The 21,841-nt window shown below is 44.9% G+C and carries 19 protein-coding genes; 4 read left to right on the plus strand and 15 right to left on the minus strand.

The window, feature by feature from the left end; translation table 11 throughout:
• The first annotated feature begins 81 nt into the window (after positions 1-81).
• The 4 genes from R7Z10_RS07740 (at position 82) to R7Z10_RS07755 (ending at position 3,735) form a co-directional block, all read left to right on the plus strand.
• Positions 82-561, plus strand: a complete 480-nt coding sequence (locus R7Z10_RS07740) for an outer membrane beta-barrel protein (RefSeq protein ID WP_021033871.1) — start codon at positions 82-84, stop codon at positions 559-561.
• A gap of 199 nt (positions 562-760) precedes the next feature.
• On the plus strand, positions 761-1,276 hold the full coding sequence (locus R7Z10_RS07745; protein WP_005377661.1) for an outer membrane beta-barrel protein: 516 nt from the start codon (positions 761-763) through the stop codon (positions 1,274-1,276).
• A gap of 362 nt (positions 1,277-1,638) precedes the next feature.
• Positions 1,639-3,219: a BCCT family transporter gene (locus R7Z10_RS07750; RefSeq protein WP_005377659.1), complete on the plus strand. Its 1,581-nt coding sequence runs from the start codon at positions 1,639-1,641 to the stop codon at positions 3,217-3,219.
• A 126-nt stretch (positions 3,220-3,345) separates the two neighbouring features.
• Positions 3,346-3,735 (plus strand): AAA family ATPase, encoded by a 390-nt coding sequence (locus tag R7Z10_RS07755; protein ID WP_053303090.1) that lies wholly within the window; start codon positions 3,346-3,348, stop codon positions 3,733-3,735.
• 19 nt (positions 3,736-3,754) lie between these two features.
• Here R7Z10_RS07755 and R7Z10_RS07760 read toward each other — a convergent pair whose 3' ends face one another.
• From R7Z10_RS07760 to R7Z10_RS07830, 15 genes are all read right to left on the minus strand, one after another.
• Positions 3,755-4,393, minus strand: a complete 639-nt coding sequence (locus tag R7Z10_RS07760; RefSeq protein WP_005377654.1) for a sugar transferase — start codon at positions 4,391-4,393, stop codon at positions 3,755-3,757.
• Positions 4,394-4,403: 10 nt separating this feature from the next.
• Positions 4,404-5,594: a glycosyltransferase family 2 protein gene (locus R7Z10_RS07765; RefSeq protein ID WP_238765012.1), complete on the minus strand. Its 1,191-nt coding sequence runs from the start codon at positions 5,592-5,594 to the stop codon at positions 4,404-4,406.
• Positions 5,587-6,705 carry a glycosyltransferase gene (locus R7Z10_RS07770; protein WP_053350562.1) on the minus strand — a complete coding sequence of 373 codons (1,119 nt, stop codon included), beginning with the start codon at positions 6,703-6,705 and terminating at the stop codon, positions 5,587-5,589. The genes R7Z10_RS07765 and R7Z10_RS07770 overlap by 8 nt, the downstream gene beginning before the upstream one ends.
• Before the next feature lie 221 nt (positions 6,706-6,926).
• Positions 6,927-8,360, minus strand: a complete 1,434-nt coding sequence (locus R7Z10_RS07775; protein ID WP_005377649.1) for a chain-length determining protein — start codon at positions 8,358-8,360, stop codon at positions 6,927-6,929.
• A complete protein-coding gene (locus tag R7Z10_RS07780) occupies positions 8,357-9,481 on the minus strand; it encodes a glycosyltransferase (RefSeq protein ID WP_318104538.1) in 1,125 nt (374 codons plus the stop codon). The genes R7Z10_RS07775 and R7Z10_RS07780 overlap by 4 nt, the downstream gene beginning before the upstream one ends.
• 115 nt (positions 9,482-9,596) lie before the next feature.
• On the minus strand, positions 9,597-10,961 hold the full coding sequence (locus tag R7Z10_RS07785) for an O-antigen ligase family protein (RefSeq protein WP_318104540.1): 1,365 nt from the start codon (positions 10,959-10,961) through the stop codon (positions 9,597-9,599).
• Complete coding sequence (locus R7Z10_RS07790) at positions 10,958-12,388, minus strand: lipopolysaccharide biosynthesis protein (RefSeq protein WP_191116133.1); 1,431 nt, start codon at positions 12,386-12,388, stop codon at positions 10,958-10,960. Before R7Z10_RS07790 ends, R7Z10_RS07785 begins: the two co-directional genes overlap by 4 nt.
• On the minus strand, positions 12,381-13,553 hold the full coding sequence (locus R7Z10_RS07795) for a glycosyltransferase (protein WP_025766677.1): 1,173 nt from the start codon (positions 13,551-13,553) through the stop codon (positions 12,381-12,383). The genes R7Z10_RS07790 and R7Z10_RS07795 overlap by 8 nt, the downstream gene beginning before the upstream one ends.
• Before the next feature lie 11 nt (positions 13,554-13,564).
• The gene (locus tag R7Z10_RS07800; RefSeq protein WP_054701426.1) at positions 13,565-14,749 is read right to left on the minus strand and encodes a glycosyltransferase; all 1,185 of its coding nucleotides are present in this window, start codon (positions 14,747-14,749) and stop codon (positions 13,565-13,567) included.
• A 144-nt stretch (positions 14,750-14,893) separates the two neighbouring features.
• Positions 14,894-15,964, minus strand: coding sequence for a glycosyltransferase family 4 protein (locus tag R7Z10_RS07805; protein ID WP_017820658.1), 1,071 nt, complete (start codon positions 15,962-15,964; stop codon positions 14,894-14,896).
• On the minus strand, positions 15,939-17,465 hold the full coding sequence (locus R7Z10_RS07810; protein WP_031777249.1) for a sigma-54 dependent transcriptional regulator: 1,527 nt from the start codon (positions 17,463-17,465) through the stop codon (positions 15,939-15,941). The genes R7Z10_RS07805 and R7Z10_RS07810 overlap by 26 nt, the downstream gene beginning before the upstream one ends.
• A 307-nt stretch (positions 17,466-17,772) precedes the next feature.
• Positions 17,773-18,153, minus strand: coding sequence for an Hpt domain-containing protein (locus R7Z10_RS07815; RefSeq protein ID WP_005377636.1), 381 nt, complete (start codon positions 18,151-18,153; stop codon positions 17,773-17,775).
• Positions 18,154-18,164: 11 nt separating this feature from the next.
• On the minus strand, positions 18,165-18,851 hold the full coding sequence (locus tag R7Z10_RS07820) for an AAA family ATPase (RefSeq protein WP_318104543.1): 687 nt from the start codon (positions 18,849-18,851) through the stop codon (positions 18,165-18,167).
• Entirely contained in the window at positions 18,851-20,953 is a 2,103-nt protein-coding gene (locus R7Z10_RS07825) for an SLBB domain-containing protein (protein WP_017820662.1), read from the minus strand. The genes R7Z10_RS07820 and R7Z10_RS07825 overlap by 1 nt, the downstream gene beginning before the upstream one ends.
• Positions 20,950-21,816 carry an OmpA family protein gene (locus tag R7Z10_RS07830; protein ID WP_213911359.1) on the minus strand — a complete coding sequence of 289 codons (867 nt, stop codon included), beginning with the start codon at positions 21,814-21,816 and terminating at the stop codon, positions 20,950-20,952. Before R7Z10_RS07830 ends, R7Z10_RS07825 begins: the two co-directional genes overlap by 4 nt.
• Between the last annotated feature and the right edge of the window lie 25 nt (positions 21,817-21,841).

A 21,841-nucleotide genomic window follows, 5' to 3' on the forward strand; every position in this document is an offset into this window, starting at 1 on the left:
GCAATAGTTCGCCTCCCTTTATTTGTAGTACCAACGACTGAGTTATGCAGACGTGGGAATAATAAAGAGTAAAGGTAGATGATGAAAAAAACTCTATTAGCAGTGGCGCTACTTGGCGCATCTTCTGCGGCAATGGCGGATTCTTGGATTTACGGTGGTGCAACAGTAGGTCAGTCTGACTACAAAGGTGAAACGGACACATCATACTCTGTTCACGTTGGTACAGGCATTCTACCTATCATTGGTGTTGAAGCTGGTGTAACACAACACGGTGAGTTCAACGTAAATGGTCAAGACACTAAGCTAACTTCTTACTACGCAGCACTTAAGCCAAGCATCGACTTCGGTCCGCTACACGTGTACGCAAAAGGTGGTTTCCATCAGTGGGACAAAAAAGTGAAAGGCGGCAAAGACGATGACGATTTGGACCTAATGTACGGTGTGGGTGCTGAGTACTTCATTTTTGGCCCAATGTCTGTTGGTGCTAGCTACATGAACTACACTGCTGGTAAAGACGATATCAGCACGTTCTCTGTTAACGCAACACTACATTTCCTATAAGCGTCAAGCTTTCTAACACCATATGAAACACACCGGCTTTATGTCGGTGTTTTTTTGTCTGGAAGTCACAAAACAAAAGTTGAACATAAATTATTCACTTTTAGAGTCTTAAAATGCCTATGCTTTCCAATATATAGTGGCGATTAAATGCGCATATTTGCGTAATGTTTCGCTTAGGAATCGATCAGGAAGGGATAGTATGAAAAAAACACTCTCGTTATTCGCTCTAACGTTGTGCTCAACGTCAGCAATGGCTGACTCTTGGATTTACGCTGGTGGTCAAATTGGTCAGTCCGATATCGACAGCGAAAATGATACAACCTACGGTATTCATGTCGGTACTGGTATTTTGCCGTTCATTGGCATTGAAGCAGGCTACTTTAATCACGGCAAAGTGGATTTATCTTTGAGTGGCAGCAGGGGTAGTGCTGATTTTGATTCATTCTATTTAGCGGCGAAACCTAGTATCGACTTCGGCCCGTTACACGTTTACGCAAAAGGCGGCATCAATGCATTCAACGTTGATTATGACGGCGGACTGAGAAACTTAGACAAAGATGATGGCGTCTCTTACATGTATGGTGTTGGTGCCGAATACTTCTTGCTTGACAATGTGTCTGTGGGCGCGAGTTATCAAGCGTTTGGCGTGGATATTGAAGGCGATAGCGATACCGTTAGCAGCGTAACAGGGAACATCACCTTCCATTTCTTATAACGCTCGCTGGATGAAAGGTTTGCTGATTTGGTTTCGTCGTTAATTGTGAAACCAAATCAGCGCAGGTCTTCTCTATTTGCGCAGTGACTGGCTATGAACTTAAGTATTTCTTGTGTCTTTTCTAGTCTACAACCTACGACAAAATCAATCGTTAGACCTCATAATTTTTGTGTTGATATTATCTCCCCTTCATCTGTCTCGAATTGAGCTTAAAATGCAATAAATCACGACTTTTTGCAAAAATATGTGATTGCTGCTAAAATTTGTCCCGCTTTAAAACTTTAGAGTTCAAATTAATGGAGGGCGGTATTGGAGTTCTTCTCACCTGAGGGGCGTTTCAAATTCACGTTAAATTTGTATTTATGGATAATGCATTTAAAAAATATAGTATTGATACAACCGATTATCAGGTTGGACAGGATAACGTTCAAAAGTGGGGATTCGATATACATAACCCGGTTTTTGGCATTAGTGCGGGGCTCGTTGTTTTCTGTCTGATTTCACTTCTTCTTGTTGAGCCAACCACTGCTCGTGACGTATTAAACGGTCTAAAAAACGGAATTATCGAACAGTTTGATGCGTTCTTTATGTGGTCGACAAACTTCTTCTTATTGTTCGCCGTTGCTCTTCTGTTTTCTCCGCTAGGTAAAATCCGCTTAGGAGGCAAAGAAGCAACGCCGGATCACTCAACCGTTTCTTGGTTGTCGATGCTTTTCGCCGCGGGTATGGGTATTGGTCTTCTGTTCTGGAGTGTGGCTGAGCCGACCGCGTATTTCACTGATTGGTGGGGAATGCCACTTAACGCAGTACCATACACCGAAGAAGCAAAATCCCTTGCGATGGGTGCCACTATGTTCCACTGGGGTGTACATGGTTGGAGTATTTACGCACTCGTTGCACTAGCATTAGCGTTTTTTGCCTTTAACAAAGGTTTACCACTTTCATTGCGCGCGGCGTTCTATCCAATTTTTGGTGACCGTGCATGGGGTTGGTTAGGTCACGTTATTGATATCCTTGCCGTTTTGTCGACGCTATTTGGTCTTGCAACGTCGCTAGGTCTAGGTGCTCAGCAGGCGACCAGTGGTATTAACCATGTCTTTGGTCTAGAAGGCGGCATTGGTACACAAATGATTGTGATCACCTTCGTTACCTTTATCGCGGTGCTATCAGTGATTCGTGGTATTGATGGTGGTGTTAAGCTACTGAGTAACGTCAATATGGTGGTTGCGTTTGCGCTGCTTATTTTCATTACCTTCATCACGTTTGATACGGCGTGGAGCTCGCTACGCGACACAACAATGGCTTACATTGAAAATATTATTCCATTGAGTAACCCTCACGGTCGTGAAGATGAAACTTGGATGCACGGCTGGACGGTATTCTACTGGGCTTGGTGGGTATCTTGGTCACCGTTTGTTGGTATGTTTATCGCGCGTGTGTCTAAAGGTCGTACGGTTCGAGAATTCTTATTCGCAGTCATCGTTATTCCTACAGTTGTTACTTTGATTTGGATGTCTGTGTTTGGTGGTATCGCGCTTGACCAAGTGGTGAATAAAGTTGGTGAGCTAGGTGCAAATGGCCTAACTGATATTTCATTGACTCTGTTCCATGTTTACGATGCGCTTCCGTATAGCTCAGTGATTTCAATGCTTTCTATCGTGCTGATTCTGGTATTCTTTATTACATCGTCAGACTCTGGCTCGCTGGTTATCGATAGTATTACCGCCGGTGGTAAGATTGATGCACCAGTACCGCAACGCATTTTCTGGGCGTGTATTGAAGGCGCAATTGCAGCCGTAATGCTGTGGGTTGGTGGTAAAGAAGCCTTGCAAGCATTGCAATCAGGCGTTGTTGCAACAGGGTTACCGTTTACTTTTGTTCTGCTGTTGATGTGCGTAAGTTTGGTGAAAGGGTTAAGAACAGAACTGCCAGCTTACAAATAAATACAACACGATCCATGATTGAGTTTAAATGCCGAGCCTAATGTGCTCGGCATTTTTTATTTCTACTTTTCTTTTCCAATAATTTCGTTACAGTTTAGGCTTATTCCCACCTCATTAAACTGTATTATGTCACTGGCTAAACTCATTCTTATTCGTGGACTTCCGGGTTCAGGTAAAACAACCTTAGCAAAACAATTGGCAATAGATCTTGGTGCTAAGCATTTTGAAGCTGACATGTATTTTGAAAATGATGAAGGTGATTATCACTTTGAACCAGTTCAATTACCTCAAGCGCATGAGTGGTGTTTTCAGCAAACTAGAAAGTGGTTGAACAGAGGGAAAGTTGTGATTGTGAGCAATACGTTTGTTCGACATTGGGAGATGAAGCGTTACATGGACTACTGCATGAAGAAGCGCATCGAGGTGGAAATTAAAGTGTGCCACGGAGCGTATCAAAGCATTCATGATGTGCCACCAGCGACGATAGAAAAGATGCGCCGCCAGTGGCAAGAGTGACCGTTACCAGAGCCGGAAGTTATTGACCTCGTCCGTCAATCATCACAACGAATGTTTTGCTCATGATTGAAAGGTCCATTGAAATCCAAGAGTAAAACGAACCTAAGCTTAGTGCGTAACTGTGGTCAAACCCAACTTTGCGTCTTACATCCTCAATGCATGCATCATAGCCTTGGTTAACCTGAGCTAAGCCTGTGATACCTGGTAACACGCCATATGTACGCTCTACAAAATAGGGGATTTCATCTTCCAATTTCTGGTAGAAAGCTGGGCGTTCTGGGCGCGGCCCAATCATCGACATTTCACCTCTCAACACATTAAACAGTTGAGGTAGTTCATCTAAACGTGTTTTGCGTAAAAAGCGTCCTACTGGCGTGATGCGGGGATCATTTTCAGTTGCCCATACTGCGCCAGAGCGTTGCTCTGCATCAATATACATGGTGCGAAACTTCATGATTTGAAAAAGATCCATTTTTTCTGGTGTGCAGCGTCCTACTCGCAATTGGCGATAAATCACAGGGCCTTTCGATGTGGTTTTGATCGCTAGCGCGATAAATGGGAAAAGTGGTGCAGTGACGACCAAAATAAGCATTGCAACCAGTACATCAAACGTTCTTTTCGCGTGGCATACATTTGAATCGTAGCGTGAGTTTTTCATGATGCTTTCCTTATTGGTTGACGCGTTTCCAACGTCCATTTTCCATTCCGAGTAAATATTTCATACCGCCGATAAAGTTGGCGAGATGACCAATGACGATGTAACTAATCAGCTTGAAAGGTTTAATTGTGTTAAGTGCTGGCATCAAGTAAGTGATAAGCGCGATGCTATAAATACCAACTTGTGCGAACAGCATTACTTGAAACAGCGGATTGTGTGCCAGTAGTAGTGAGCAAATAAAGCAAACAATCATCAAATAGGGTGTTGCTAAGCGCAGGACCTTTCCCGATAGAAATGCAAAGGCAGTGCCACGATAGCGAGGTAGCAGTAATTTCTTTAATTGCATGAGCTGCTGCATGTTACCTGCTGAAATTCTTAGGCGTCGTTTGAAATCTGCGTCATCTGAGCTTTGTTCGAGCTCAAGCGCCAGCATGTTTGGCTCGTAAATAGCGCTATAGCCTCGCAAAACGATTCTCATAGGGAGAATAAAGTCGTCATTAATGGTGCTAACTTCCAGTGGTTCAAATAAGTGAGTTCTGAAAGTGTAAAACGCACCGTGGGAACCAATCGTTGAACCTAACAAGGATTCTTGGTGCTTTACTCGAGACTGGTATTGCCAATACGCCGCTTCACCTTGGTTATCAGTGCTCATTATTTGATATGTTGCGTTAACCACTCCAACGTTCTCATTTTGATAATGCTGACTAGCTAGCAACAGAGAATCGCAAGAAATCAATGCCGACGTGTCACTCAGTGCGGTAATGTCCGAGCTAACATGACGCATTTCTTCGTTGAGTAGGGCAACTTTACCGCGATTGACTTGGTAATCATTAATAATGAACAGAGTATCAGAGCAGATTGCTTCTTGAATTGTCGCTTGAGCAATCTCGGCTGTGTTATCTGTGCAGCCATCACATGCGATCACTACTCTTAACTTATCCCTTGGGTAATCTAGGCTCGCAAGGTTACGGATCTTCTCTGCTATCCATTGTTCTTCATTGTAGGCGGGCACGATGACAGTAATAGAGGGTAGCTGGCTGTCTGTTTTGGAGGCTTTGTAAGCTCGCTTTACAAATGGTGCTTTGGTTTCGTCTTGCTGTTTTAAAGGAAGCCACTTAAGGAGCAGTGGATACCCAACGTGATGATAGACAATCAAAAACGCGGATAAACCAAACCCTATAATCCAAAGTAAATCATTCATAGCTAGCCTCCTTGGCCAAACGTGAGTAGCGACTCACCATGTCTCTGATATCAAAGTGTTTGAGAATAAAAGTTCGAGGAGAGCGGTGTGATGATTCCAGTTGCTGTGATAACGCTTCGGCCAACGAAAACACGCGATTTGCTTCAACCAGTGTGCTGTTGTTCGGACAGAGCGTCTCTTTCACGCCGCCAACATCCGTCGCGACGCAAGGAATGTCACATGCTTGAGCCTCGAGGGTTGAGAGAGGAAATCCCTCTTGAAGTGATGGTAAGCAAAACAAGTCTAGGCTTTGGTAAAAGCTGGGCATATCGTCGACCAAGCCTAAAAAGGTTACTCGATCTTCAAGTTTTAACGTTCTAACTTGTGCTTCCAATTGAGCTCGCTGAGAACCATCTCCAGCAATGGCTAGGTGTGTGTTTGGCGTAAGATGAGAGAATGCTTCGATAAGCACTTTATGGCCTTTAACTGCTTCTAGACGCCCGGCAACGCCAATCACGATTTTGTCGGTTGGAAGTTCAAACAAGTGTCTTGTTGCCGTTTGGTCACCGCTTTTAAACTTCTGACAGTCAATCCCGTTATGGATAGTACAAACTTTGCGATACTTTAACTTAGTCTGTATTTGATGGGCGACAAAGTTAGCATCGGCAACTACTTGCGGGCGAATCATTTTTAGCAGTAGGGACTGCAGTCGAGCTGATTTTTTGTTATTAAGGTGCCATGCGTCGTGCTCGGTATGAATCACTACAGGTACGTGCGCTAAACGTGCAGCAATACCACCATACAGAAGTGGGCCGATATGATGGGTGTGGACCACGTCAGGCTTAAGTCCTTTGAGCATGGAAGTCAGCGTACTGATGGTTTTTCCGCTGAATCCAGGTTTCTTATTAAGAAAGTGCAGTTGGCCTTGGTAGGGCAATAGTTTTTGCCAGCCTTGTAGTGCATGTTCTTTGCTTCCTTCTAAGCTCACGACAAAAACGGAATGGTTTGGCTGCGCAAAACGAAGCATTTCTAGTACGAGCGTTTCTAAACCACCAGGAGCTAAGTGTTGCACGACGTGTAATATCACTTTTTTGCTGTGCTTAGTGTTATTGTGTTTTTGTCTGAATTCCATTTTCAAACCCTCGTTGAGTTCTTTGTTTATTTAGGAGTTGCAGACTGCGTGCCAAAAAATTAATCATTTAAAAACAATAGGTTAATATTGATGCTTGTGAGGCTTTATGTTTATTCTCAATTTGAGATTCATATTAGTGGACATGCTATGAGGCTGTATAAGGCAGTAGTAAAAGAAAAGCACTCGCCGACCGAGTGCTTGTAAATGAGTTCTTATGGCGGTTAGTTTCCGTACACTACGTTAGGTAAAGTGGTGATGACAGGAACACCAAGGTGTTTTTCTAATGCTCTTTTAGAGCGGATAGAGTTATCGGCTAACTCTAGTATCGTCGCTAATCCAATGCCTAAACCAGCGCCACCAATAAATCCTAAAATGACAAATACAAAACTAGGTAAGTTAGTTGGAATCGTTGGCGTGAACGGTTCATCAATGATTTTTACGCGCTTATTCTCTTCAAACTCTCCCAAAGAACCCGTTAGTTGGGCCATCTCATAGCGTTCGACGAGTTCATCATACATTTCTCTCTTCACTGCGACGTCACGAGCTAAGCGGTTGATTTCTGTCGCTGTGCTCCCAAATTGGTGCGCATTTCGCTCTAATTCTTGGATCATGTCTCGCAAGCTGTTGGTTTCTTCCGTAAGTGCTTCAAAACGTCCGCGCATCATTTGTAATTGATGTAGTTGGGAGACAAGTAGAGGCTGTGCTTCGCCAAGACTGTTTACTGTGGTATTGCTCGCGATATCCCATAGTTGAGCACTGTTTAGTTCTGGTTGTTTAGAGTTCAAGAGTACCGAGCGTTCCTGCTCCAACCGGTTTAATTCTCGCAACTTACCTTGCACTAAACTATGCGCCTCTGTGTATTTAGCGCGAAGCAGGGTAAGTTCACTACGAATGTCGATGATTTGCTCTTCCAGTTTACCGATAACCGGGTTCGTTTTGGATAGTTGTTGATCCAAACTGCCTAGACTTCGTGAAACACCAGCAAGCTCCGCCTCCTTTTCGGCTAGCGTTTGTTTGAGGCTAGCAAGGCGAGTAAGGCTTTGAGCTTGCATTTCGGGCGTCGCGTCTGAGTAAGTATTTTTATATTCTGCAAAGGCTTGCTCTGCCTTGTCTAGTTCTTCCCTGCGTTTGTTGATGTGGATAGTCAAAAAATGGCTCGAATCTTTAATCGAAGAACGCTCAGGAGCCAAAAGCTGTTCGACAAAATGCTCTCTGACAGAGAGCAGCATCGACTCCATTCCTTCTGATTTACCACTTTGCAATTGAATTTGAATGAAGTCTTTACCGAGTGGCTGAACAGACAGGCGCGACGCAAGATCTTTTATGATGAACTCTTGCTCTTTTGCACTCATCTCGTCATTGATCAGCGATTGTTCTTTTGCGACAGAATACAAAACGTGTCGGCTTTTTAGCAGAGTACTGAGTGCGCTCAATCGGTCTTTAAGCATTGTTGAGACGGCAAGGTCTTGAAGGAACGGGTTCATTTTCGCTGTCTCTTGAATAAGCATGCTGGTATGAGCAACATAAGTCGTCGGAACCAGTTTACTTACGATGAAACCCAGCACCGGCAATACAAGCATAGGAATAACGATCATGTAGCGACGTCTCCAAGCTCCATGTAACAGTACGCTGAGGTTTTCTCTTAAATCGTTCATAGCGCCCTCACTAATTTATCAACTTGGTTGGCTCTTGCTTCCCAGCTTTGCTGTTGAACAAATGACTTTGAATCTGTCGGTGGCGGTAGGAGGTGATCGAGACTGGCACGCACGTCTTCGACATCTTGAACCACATGAAGCATATGCTTGTACGGCATTAATGCAGGAAACGACGTGCTAATAACGGGGGTTCCCGTTGCCAAATACTCAAGAAGCTTGAGGGGGTTACACGCTTTGATTTGAGCGTTATTAACAAAGGGCAACCAGCTTGCGTCCCAGTGTTGAGAGTAGCTTGGCAAAGTGTGATGAGCTCTTGGGCCGAGATAGTAAACGTTACTTCTTTGAGGTAGCGGATTGTCACTGAGTTCGTTGGGGCCGATGAAAACCAGATCCCAGTCAGGTGCTTGGTCTGCGACTTGGGCAATTAAGTCGTAATCTAACCATTCAGACAAACTACCATAAAAGCCCAACACTTTGCGGCCGTTGTCAGGCAAGTCTTTGGCCTTCGGTGCTGGCTCAGAAAACAGACTAACGTCGACACCATGAGGCAAAGTGACGGTTTTACCAGATGGGAATTTGGTGGAGAGCGTATCGCTTGCCGTAAAGATAACGCTGGCCGCATTAACAAGAGTACGTTCGTGCTTGGCTACCGTGTTGTGGTCAACACCAGCTAAAGCGCTAAAGTCATCGCCACAATAGTAAATCAGTCCACGTGGGTTCATTTCTGCACAAAGATCGGCAGCAGTCGGGAGCGACGTCCAAAATACAGGCTTATCAAAACCAAGAGCTTGTAATTGTTTATTGAGTTGGTGTTTCATCATCTTAGCGGCCACTTTTCTTGCTAATGCAGAGCTAGGGGCAGGAATGGTGAGCAAGTTGATGATGTGAATGTTTGGGCTTGTTTCAGAGTCCAATGTTGGCTTGTGTGAGCCTACGTTATGAAATACACGAGTGAGTTTGTTTAACGCACGCTGTATGTCTTTAGAATCCAGCTTAGGTTGACGAAGGCCAATGGAGTTAACCCAAAGGATGCGATGGTTCGCTGCTAGTCGCTTGACAATATGCTGAGTGGAAGAGGGTAACCCACCAAAATCTTCTCCAAATACTACGATGTCTGTCATGTGGCTCTCCTTGAGTCTTGGTTATTTGATTACTAATTAAGTGAGTAATCACAATGCGTGCCAAGGAATTAGCCATTTTAAAACAGTGAGTTATGGGTTTTGTTTATGTTTGAAACTAGGATTTCTCATTTTGACAGTCACTTTGAACAATTCGGCTAACGACAACTGTTAATGCCGCTAGAATGTAAATTGGCCAAGTGAAACCTTGAGTCAGAAAAGTGCCTGATACGATGGTACCGATAAGCCCACTTAACACGGCGTTTGCTCCAACAGAGAGGGTGTAATCTGATTTTGGTGTCAACAATGAGATGGAATGCAAAGAGGTGCGGATCAATGACACAATTAAAGTAATGAACACCGCGAGCCCGACAAAACCCGTTTCTGCTAACACGCCAAACCAAGTGCTATGGACGGCGTGGTTGATACCATCCCAGTGTGGGCTGTAGAAATAGTAATTAAAGTAGAAGTTATCTAGACCTACGCCAGTCAACGGGTGATGCAGCGCCATTTTAAATGCCGCTTCCCACGCATAAAGTCGCCCCATCGCAGAGGCATCTATACCATCCTCAGCGGCTCCCCCCGATTCTCGTCCTGAAATACCAGCGAATGCGTAGAGTACGATCGCTGCGATAGCGCCTAATACCAAGACTAATGTTTTGCTTTTGATATGTTTAAAAGCAAAGTAGGCAAATACAGACAGTGAACCTAGTAACCCCCCGCGGCTCTGCGTCTCAATGATCGCAAAGAACAAAACCAAACAGGTGATAATGGCAAAGAGCCTGAGATGCTTGGGGGAATGCTTCTCCATCAATTGACTAACGGTAAAGGCAAGGGGAAACATCAGCACTAGTGCCAAATCGTTAGGATCGCCAAGTACTGAACCTATGGAGCGTCCTATCGACACGCGCGTCCCTTCGACTAAATCAATGCCATTCGCTGCGTTTTGTAATGCCACTAAGCCAATCAATAATCCGGCGAAAATAATTGCTTTTGACATCTGTGCGAGCTGTGAAGGTTTAGTAATAAGCCAGGTGATGGCCAACGTCATAATGATGATTTTCCAATAGGTGTTTTTGAACACCGTTATTGCGATATCACGACTGGAAGCGAATATGATTCCGATGATCACCAGACCCCAAAATATACACAGCCACTTTAATGAAGGGTGCCAAAAAGCTGTAATCTGGCGGCTTATAAGAAGGTGAAAAGCGAGTGCGGCGAGTGCCCCCAGTGATAACAGTAATGGGATCTTGAAGTTATAGATAACAGGAAAGGCTTCGTGAATACGAAAGAATGAAAAAATAACGAACAGTGTGACAAGCCAAAACGTTTGATTGAGAACAAACAGTAACGCGAGTGGTGCGAAACACAACGCGACAATCAAAATGGGATGAGGCATAACAATCCAAAGCAGGCCGATACAGACAGTGATCGTCAGTGCTGCGATGGACTGTTTTGTTCTCACCTTGGTTTCATTCATAACGAGTATCTCTTCACCTGTCCACGCCGTTTCACTATGTATCGAGTGAGAGCATTGAGCGTCTCTTTACTCATGTAGCGAGTGGCTATCCCTGCCAGCAAACTGCATGTCAAAATGCAAATTGCGATGGCGATGCCTATTGATTGTGAAGAGTGAAGCAGGAACAGTGCCACACCGGATATAATCTGTAATAAAACCATCAGACTGAGGTGAAAAGGCAACGTCATACATTGTTGGCCTACTACATAAGTCAGGCCCAGCTTACACAGTTGTGCGTAATAAAGCGCAATGAACACCCCATAAATACCCAGAGAAGATAAGCCAAACAGCAAAGCAATCGCAACGCACGCAGAGACGACATTTATACCCAGTAGCCAGCGAGTACGACGCTTGTACAAAATGGAGATGTTAATCAACTCACTCCATTCTTTTAACATGGCGATAGGTAGCAAGAATAAGCTGAATAGTACCGCCTCATGATAGGTTTCTGGCAGTAAGTAGGTGATCATCACCATTGCTAATGTGCCGACCACTACACTCAAACCTGTAATGTAAATCATACCTAAGTGTGTGATGCGCACTGCTTCAGTGTTCTTGCGCCCTTCTAAGTAGTTAAATCGACGTGGCATCCACCACATGCCAAACGGCTGCACTAAAATACACATGCCCACTGCAAATTTTACCGCTATCGCGTAAATCCCTAACGTCGCAAGAGAAGTGTTGGCACCAATGAACCAGCGCTCAGCGCCATTGAGACAAAATGCTACTAAACCGGCCATCATCATTGGTAGGCAGTAGTTTAGGTATTGTTTTGCCAATGTCAGCTTAGGAAGAGTGACGTTGTAATGGTTAGCGATGTGCAGCCAAACAAATTGAGTAATAGCAGCCAACAAGCCCCCCCACAAAACAGAAATAACATGGGGATGAACAGACAGCGCCGCGACGATAAAAATGACCTGAAAAATGGTGGTAGTGACCATGACGTTAAGCAGTGTTCTTGCTTTGTCGTCTTGTGTTCTTAACCAGGCAGTGCCGATTGCAATACTGCCTTCTAGAACGATGGCAAACATAACAATAGCAAATTCGACTCGCGTAAAAGGCGCGGGAATGGGGGCGATTAAAATGATAGTGAGCAAGCTAAGAGCGACGACGCCAGCGATGAGTAAAGCAAGTGAGTACAGCTGGTTTAGTAGGCTTGTGCGCGTATTTTTATCCTTTTCAACGCCGACGAATCGATAAAGCGCTTCATGCAAAGCGAAACTGACAAACAAGGTCGTAACAACACCAAAGGTTGTTAGAAGCTCAAGCTTGCCCATTTGTTCTGGTGAGAGAAAGTGGGGCAATACAGGCAGCATGATTAGGCTGATGCTTTTATTGATCACTAAGGCGATAGCAAATAGCGTCATGTTGGTCATTGCTTTAGACATGATCATATCCTTTGATGTCTCGCGGTGTCTTGAGTGTGCAATCATTGTTGGTAGCAATTTCGGCAGCAAGGTGCTGGGCGATTGGCAAATAACAACGTTCGGCTGTGTATAGTTGAGAAACATTGAGTGCTTCGATACCCATCGTTACTTTCATCCACGGCGATTCATTCAAAAGGCGAATTGCGTTGTGTAACGAAGCCACATTGTTAGGCGTGTATTTAATACAATTTCGGCCGTGAGTTAACACGCGGTCCCAATAACTATCATCATGTGGAATGACGACACACATACCTGCAGCGAGCGCTTCCAAAATAGATAACCCAAAAGGTTCGTTGAGACTGGTGGAAACAAACACACCACACTGTGAACGCAATTCATCTAAGTTGTTTGGGCACTCATGCCATTCAACACCTTGTGTGTTGAAGTCCGGTGTTGAATATTCCACACCTGCCACGTTAGGTTTGATGTAACACACGGTGGATTTGATCTTTTTCGACTCATCAAGTGTTAAAGCATCAAGCAAAAGATCGATGTTCTTCCATTTTAGTAAGCTAGCTGCCCAGAAAACGCGGCTTGAAATCGGATTCGCTTGTTTTGGCCAGCGCTCTTTCGATAATCCATTAACAAACGTAGATGTATTCAAACCACACCAATAGCGTTCGGTGGCTGGCTTCTCTGTTTTGAGGTAGGCCTGTAATGCTTCTACCATTGATTCGCGGGTGTTTGCCAAGTAGTAAATTGCCGATGCTTTTACTAAGCAGTAGCCAGCAGATCTCGATCGTCCAATAGGGCCATGAACCATCTGTACCACAGGCTTTTTGCTAATTAATCGTAGTAAGTACAAAGGCATATCATTACTTGGGCAAGATAGGCCCAAAAAGCTATCTATCTTTGGAAGCTTCATGCACGCGTAGAGAAGTCGGAGAAAGTAGTAAGCGTTCATCAACCAGTAGGTCAGGCCATGAGTCGAGTTAAATGGTGATGGTTTTATTTTTATGACTTGCACACGCGGTGTATCACTAAGCAGTGACGCCCAATGCTCTGGATTTGTAGTGAGTAGATAACCAATCACATTCAGCTTATCGCACTGCTTAAGGAGCTCTGCATTCGCGATTTTGGATCCACCTTGCATTGGGATGGCGTCGAACATCAATACACGTTTCATGACCGGGCTCCTCAATTGATGCTCAACCAGCGTGAAAGAGGCTTCATGCAGTGAGTCATTGGCATTGGTGTAATAGCGTTGTTATTAAGTTCACCTTCGTAAATACGTTCAATAGCGTTGATAGATGCAGTCGTCGTTAAGTGCTGGCTAGCATGTAGGTAAGCGTTTTCCGCCAGCTTGTTTCTTAATGCCGCGTCTTGCATGACTTGTTGAATCGCGTTTAACAGGCTCGCCATTCCACTGTTCTGGTACAGCAATGCAGAGTGATTATGCTCGAACAACTCGGGAATGCCTCCCGTTTTAGGAGCCACGATAGGCAGTTGAGCTAAAGCCGCTTCCCCGAGCACGAGACCAAAGGCCTCTTCATAGGCGCCGCTAATAAAAGCGTCTGCATTACCACACATCCACGCTCCGGCATTGTGTTGTTCTCCGACAAAGTGCACTCGTTCTTGGATACCAAGATCCGATGCAAGCTGTTGCAATGCTTCTCTTTCTTCGCCGTCACCAACAATAACAAGGTGAGGGTTGTTGTGGTGGTAGTTGTGCATGCGTATTGCGCGAATAAGGCGGTCGAACCCTTTGCGCTTAATCAGCGAACCCACCGACAGAAAGGTAAAGGCCTGTGATGGGATTCCGAGGCTATCTTTAATGTCGATGGGTGTATCCACGCCTTGAAGTGACACGCCGTTGTGTACGACATGAAGTTGGTTTTGTGGGTAGCCGTCCTGAAGAATTTCGCGTCCAACATCTTTGCTAACGCAAATCAATTTTGGAGAGAGGTGAAGTCCGAGAGAGAAGCGATCGCGCAATGTATAATGGCAATGAAGTTGCGTGACAAGTGGTATATGATTCATGCGAGCAGCCAAACACATCCATTGACAAGGGCCGCCGCTATTGACGTGTACCAAGTCGATGCTGTGCTTTTCGATCAAAGCTGAGCCTTGTTTGATAAGGCTATTCCACCCGCTAATATCCCAGCGTGGAGCGCTCCAACCACCCACCAAATTGAAGGCTGAATGTTCCGCTTCAATTCCGAGCGATTGGCACTTATCGATTAATGGTTGGCAGTTTGACCATACGAATGGCTCAAACTTATTGCGGTCGATTCCTGAAATGAGATCCAGAAGCACCACTTCACTGCCGCGAATCCAATTATCACCATAATGAACATATAGAATGCGTTTTGGCGTAGTCATAAGTCACCTCTGTCTCATCATTAATCTGCGTTAACTGCTGAGCTGCAATAGAGATGCCAAAATATGCTATTAGTTTATGTGATTGAATCTTATATGATATTTATGTTTGGAACTAATCATTCTCATATTGAGAACCAATATGGATTAGTGATCCGTTTCAATTTGATATTTTTGTAGCAATACGGGAATCACACTTTGCGCTGAGAAATCATCAATGATGGTTTGTCGAGCATTCTGGCGAATGAGTGATTGTTGCGCTTCACCAATCGACATCCAGTCATGAAGACATTTAGCAAGAGAGGGAATGTCTTCGACGATAAAACCATTTTTACCCGTTTGGATAATATCTGGAAGACGACCTACACGTAAGCTCATCACGGCAATGCCTCTCGACATGGCTTCAAGCGCCGCCATTGGAAGCCCCTCATAACGAGAAGAGATGATAAGTACACTGATATTTTCCCAAACACCTTCCATATCGGTTTGATGGCCGAGGAAAGTCACGTTTGAAGGGGCAGTTTGATTAAGCGACTCTTTTTCTGGGCCATCACCGTACACACTAAACTGTAATGTTGGACAGAGCCTCGCTACCTCAATAAATTGATCGGCGCCTTTTTCCTGACTCAATCGGCCGACAAAAGCGATCTCCTGATAGTTGAGTTGACTGTTGGGAATCGAAACAAAGTTATTCAGCAGTTCTGAAGAACAAAAAACTTTGCGCTGAATACTTGGACTGACAGCAAAGCAATGGTCAGATAGGCTGCCTGAGCTTCTATCAAGCCAATCGTATAGCCATAGTTTCCCTGAGGACGATTCACCAGCATGATAAGTTGAAATCAAACGAGGAAACGTACGGGTGAGCAGTTTGGCGCAGCGCGACAAAATCGACGCTTTATAACCATGGGAGTGAACCACTGAGGGTTGGTGATTGGCGACGGCGCTTGTTAGGTGTTTAATTTTTAAAGCTTTATTGGGCTCGCCAGACAAATAGTTTAAGTAACTCACAGGGATCGCGGCTTCTTTTGCCTTCTGTACAATCTGAGCGGCTGGTGAATACTCAGTGGTTAGCACAACTCGAGCTTTGTGTCCAAAGGCGATTAATCCCCGAGCTAGCTCGATAACGTGACTTTCAATGCCACCGAATAGACGGCTATCAAGCAAGATCCAAATTTCACCAATGGCAGGTTTATCAAGATTGTTCGAGATTAATTTCATCCGCTTCCCACGCTTGTTTTTTTCGGTAAACCGTAGATGGGCTTAACTCCAGCATGACAGCGGCGTTGAGGACGTTGCCATCACAGTACGCGATTGCGTTTTGAATTGCTTCACGCTCTACTTGCCACATAGGACGAATGGTTCCATCAGAGTTAAAGTACGGTGAGGTAGCAGCAGAGGACGGTGTACCAGGCAGCTCCGCTGCGGTAATCGACGGTTCGACCGCAGAAGGTGAAAGTTCCTCAGTATAAACAGGTGGTGGTGTGATTGGTGCAATGTTTGCTGACTCTTGAGCAACATGCGCAGGCGTCGTTGTTTTCGTCACTTTAGACTTTTTAGTAAGTTGAGCGGGTAGGTGGCTCACCGTGACTTTTTCGTCGTTATTAAGCACCACAATGTTACGTATGATGTTTTGTAGTTGCCTTACATTACCCGGCCATTCGTAATGCTTGATGATATGTTGAGCTTCGCTGTCGATTGTTGAGAATTTCTTTTTGTCCTGTTTGGCGTAAGTGGTCAAGAAGTGCTTGGCAAGCGTGACGATGTCACTTCCTCGTTCACGTAATGGGGGCATATCGATAGGTATAACGTGCACACGGTAGTATAAGTCTTCACGAAAACGACCTTCTTCTACTTCTGTTAATGGATCTCGGTTGGTGGCACAAATGATTCTCACATCCACTTTCATTTCTCGAGTGCCACCAAGAGGAGTGTAAGTGCCCGTTTGTAGAAAGCGGAGCAACTTCTTTTGCATCTCAAGTTCCATTTCACATAGCTCATCAAGAAAAAGCGTACCGCCATGTGCCAGCGTCGCCGCACCTTTTCGATCTGTTGTTGCTCCAGTAAAGGCCCCTTTAACGTGACCAAAAATCTCACTTTCCATCAAATCTCGTGGAATAGCCCCACAGTTAATTGCAATAAAAGGCTTGTCTTTACGGTCGCTCTGGCGGTGGACGGCTTCAGCACAAACTTCTTTACCTGTGCCGCTTTCTCCCACAATAAACACACTGGCAGAAGTTGGCGCAACAGCATCAATGGTCTTGTATACCGCCTGCATCGGGAGGCTTGAACCGATGAATCCGTGATAGTTGTGGCGATCAAACTTGGACTGAATATTTTCCACCAAATCTTCCAATTTGGCGCGTTTAAGGTGCAATGCAACTGACGTTTTTAGGCGATCAGCGTTTATGGGCTTTTCTAAGAAATCTTCCGCACCTTTTTGAATTAGATTAACGGCTAAGTCGACGCTGCCGTGTGCCGTAGCAATAATAACGGACGTAGGAATGTCATTCTGGTTGATCCAATCCAGCACGTCTTCGCCAGACATGTCGGGCAGTTTCAAATCGAGAATGATGAGCTGAGGTTTGCTTCTTTCAATAAATTGAATCGCTTCGCGACCTGTCTCGACATGAAAAATGTCATAAGGTTCGTCTTTCACATACTGCTTATAAAGTATGGCTAGTGAAGTAGAGTCCTCTACCAGTAACACCCTTGGTCTCATAGTCCCATCCCAACGTAGTTTGTTTCATTTTTTATGATTTTTGTCAGCACTACTATTTGGCGTTATGAGTGGTTTATTGCTTTCTAGTGCTGAAAATTCTCAATTTGAGAAAGCGTTATTTAAGTATTAGCACAAGGTAGGAAATTTGCGAAAAATCCATACTTTTTAATTGATTAAGTTATGCCCAAATAACTTCAAGGTGTGTGGCTTGGCGAGGGTGACTGAATTTGGAGCCTAAATTTCTGAGATGATGTAGGCATCGCGCTTTATCAAACGCGATGCTTCGCTAGGGAGTAAGACACTGATACTACTCAAACCCTTGAGCTTTTCGCTTTTCTAACGCATCAAACGATTCATTGGCGAGTTGAGGAAGTGTTTCACAAAGCTCCAATGCTTTTGGTATTTTTCCTTCGACACAGTACTTCTCAATCATTCTTGCTTGTCTTGAAAGCGTTCGATTGCCTAGAGCGAGAGCAGAACTGCCCAGTGTGTGAACCTCGAACTCTAATGTTTGAAGGTCTTTTGTGCTTAATGCTTGCTCTATTTTCTCCATGCGATCGCGTGACTCTTCGACATAGTGATCAATCAAGGTAGGGATGATTTCGGCGCACGTATCTTTGATCATTTGCTGAAGAATATGCTCATCCACTAATTCTTGCTCGATAGTCAATGTGTTATTTATCGTCATAATAGCGCTCCCTATAACATAAACAGTTCGCTTTTTTTAATTTGCTGAGACAGTTTTTCTTTCCACTTTTTTGGTAAGAAACGCAGCTTGGAAACTTGGCGGATTAACTCATCTTTCAGGGTTGGTGTATGCTTCATGTTCAAGACAGAACCAATCAAGTTCGCATCGCTAGCATCGAGTAGCTTTTTGGCTTGCTCGAGCTGGGTTGCAGTCGTAGAACCATAATGCGCTACTAACAAAGTAGCATCACATACGCCAGCAATCACTTGAGGCGCAATATTGCTTCGGTTGACACTGAGAAGTGGTGATGTATCTATCACGACGCGCTCGTACTGCGTTAACCATTGTGCAATGTTTCGTTTCAGCATTGTTGGGTCTCGGTACGCTAACTGAGTGCTGGCGAGAGATGGAGCAGGGAGGCCGACTAAAGTTTGATGTGTATTCTCTCGTGTGATCAAATGGCCAACCTTCTCGTCATCATCAAATTCGTGAACAGTGTGATAAGCGGGTTTGAATAAGTTAAGGTCTACATACAAAGTATTGTGGCCTGCTAAAACCAAGCGCTCTGCAAGAGATGACGCCACGGAAGTGACACCATCTTCAGATTTACAACCCACAACACAAATCGTTTTGTGGCCTTTCTGTTCGCTCTGAAGATAAATTTGCTCAATCTCAGCGTGAGTTGCAGGAATAGTCATTACAACGCTCCTATTAACACGATGGTTGTGGTGATTTGTAAAATATCTCTTAATCCGGCCCTCGCTTTTTCAACAAAGCTTTCGTCTTTATGGGGAATGTAAATCGTGTCGCCTGCGCGAATAACTGGCAGCTCATAAATGTTGGCTGTTTTACTAAAGTTAACCAAATCAAATGTTCGGGCTTGGCCTTGGCAGCAAGACATATTGACCACACTGATCTTTTCAAGGTAGGCATTGTCAGTTGGTCCTCCTGCTTCCGCTAACAGATCAAGCACAGTCATGTTGTCATTGAATACGTACCGCCCTGGGTCTCTTACTTCACCTAATACGCGTACCGTGGACTCTTTTGAACGATCTAACCAGTTTTTGTTTTTTTCTGGAATGTAAATGGTATCACCAGGACGAACGTGGGGCAGAATTGACTCATCGCCTGTTTCAAAGTACATCGATAAATTCAATTTACTCACTTTGGCATAACCTAGGCCTCGGTGTGTGACACGGATGTTGTGAATATCTGCATCCATTGTCGGTCCATCGGCGGCAGACAAAATATCCAGAAAATGCATATCTTCGGTGAAACGATAGCGCCCAGGTGCATTGATTTGCCCGAAAACGTATATCGATGCGTCAGAGCTTTGGCTTACCCATTGCGATTTATTATCGGATGGGTCGTCAGGCAATGCATGTACCCTTACTACTGTACCAGCGGAAACTTGAGGTAGGCTTGATGTTGGTGAGCCATCCAGAATGTATTGGTCTAAGTCAAATTGTGTCATTTGACCGTTATTGGCGACTTCAATTTTGGTGGTATCAGCTCGTCGAGTTGGGCCTCCAACGTGTGCAAGCAGATCAATCAAATCCATTTCGTCTGACCACTCGATGCGTCCAGGGCGAACAACTTCTCCCATCACTGCGACCGCTCGACTAGGTGCTACTTTTAACCAAGACTTCTCATTGAAATCGGTTTTCTCCGGTACGAAAATCGCGTCTCCTGGTCCAACATTTGGTGGTCTGGCTGAAGATAGTCCTTCTGTATGCGCGGTAAGATCGAATTTGATGACTTTGCCATCGGCTTTTATAACGCGAATTTGGCGAGATTCTGCGTAGCGAGTGGGCCCGCCAGCGTTGGCGAGGATATCCATGAAGCTAGCGCCTTGCTTGCCTTCGTATGCCCCAGGGTGGGCGACTTCACCCATCACGTAAACCACATTTGCACCTGCTTTGATTTCTTCTTCCTGTTTTGGGACAAAGATGGTGGCACCTGGCAGGATCTCCGGCAGTAGGCTTTGGTCTCCAGTATCAAGGTACTTTTTCAGGTTAAACATGGTTGGGTTATTGTTTGTTATCACGCGAATTTGCTCAACACTGGCATATCGTGTCACGCCGCCAGCTCGCATTACGACATCAACTAGCGTGGTGTTTGGCTTGTATGAGAACGAGCCAGGTGCGTTGACTTCACCAAAGACTTTGATTGCACGAGCGGAATCTGCGCTGTCACCTGAATTCGCGAGTTTTGCTGCATCAAACTCTTGCTCAATATTCCCTACGAGTGGGGAAGCGGGGACAAATAAGACATCCAGTGATTCTAGTTTTGGCAGCTGGCTATTGTCACCCGTATCAAGGAAGCGTTTGTAGTCAAATTCAATGTTTTTATTTCCACGTTTCACGATCATTTTATCAAGCTGAGCCCCTGCGCGCAGGCCGCCAGCTTCGTACACAAACATTTGAATGTTGGACCCAGAAGGTAAGGTATATTCACCGGGTTTGACCACGTAGCCTTGAACGGACACTAACAACTGTTGCTGTTTAATAAAAACTCGAGCGTTGTTAACGTCACGATAAACGGTCTTTAGCCTGTCGATAATCACGTCTTGGAGTTGTTGTTCATTGTAGCCGGCCACTAATACAGGGCCGACTTCTGGTAAATTAATTCGTCCACGACGATCGACCTGAAACCCTTGGTTTAACGACGCCTCTCCGGGTAAGTTAATCTGTATTAAATCACCGACCTTAACAGTATTGCTCTCATCCGCTATGGAAGAAGGTACCCACGCAACCAGACACAACAACATTAAGAGGATAAATGGTTTCATCGTGTTCATAGCGCGCCTCCTGCCGTTGAGTTGCGGTTTATTGAGGTATCGCTATCTGAATTAGGGCTAATAACCTCGATGCTTACTCGACGATTAGTTAAACGCACGGCGGATGTTTCACCTTCATAGAGTGGCAGGTTATCTCCGACAGATTTGGTAGTGACTCTCTCTGAAGTGATACCAAATACGGTTAGGTAACGCTTTACTTGTTCCGCACGCGCTTGAGCAAGTTTCTGGTTGTAATCGGGTGTTCCAGTTGCATCCGCATGCCCCGTTACTACAAGAGATAGGTTGGGGTGGTCACGTAAAATGTAGGCTGCTTCTGCCAAATGTCCCATGTACTTCGGGTTGATTTCTGCTGAATCGACAGCAAACTGGTTGTCGATATTAAGTAGTGCATAGATATCCGAGACTATGTTTAGGTCGCTACGTAGTGCTTCAATATCATCGGGCGGTGTGCAAGTGGTTTGGCTCAGTACGTAGTCGAGTTGTTGTTCGAGCTGGTTTAAGCGTCGACGCTGAATCACAAGGTCGTTGGCAGCGTCGAGTAAAAGCCCACCTTCTAACTCGCGCGCAATTCTATTTTGTTTTTCAAGGGCCTGAACAACTGCCGCAGGAAAACACCAGCGCGCTCCCTCTTGGATTAGTGCGTCTAGATGTAACTTGGTCAGTTGCCAATCAAACCTTAACCCATGTTCTGGACCTAAAGGCTCGTCAGGCATCACAGGGGAAAACTGATAATTCTCGATCGAGATATCTTGATAGCTTTCCGCCAAGCCACCTTTTCCGTGTTCTGGGTAGTCAAACGACGAACAACCAAACATGCCGACAACAAGACCGCTTACTGCATATCGTCGTATAAGATTTACCATGCCAACCTCCGTTTAAACCGGTATT

The sequence above is a fragment of the Vibrio sp. Vb1018 genome, assembly GCF_033338775.1.
In the GTDB taxonomy this organism is placed as follows: Bacteria; Pseudomonadota; Gammaproteobacteria; order Enterobacterales; family Vibrionaceae; genus Vibrio; species Vibrio alginolyticus.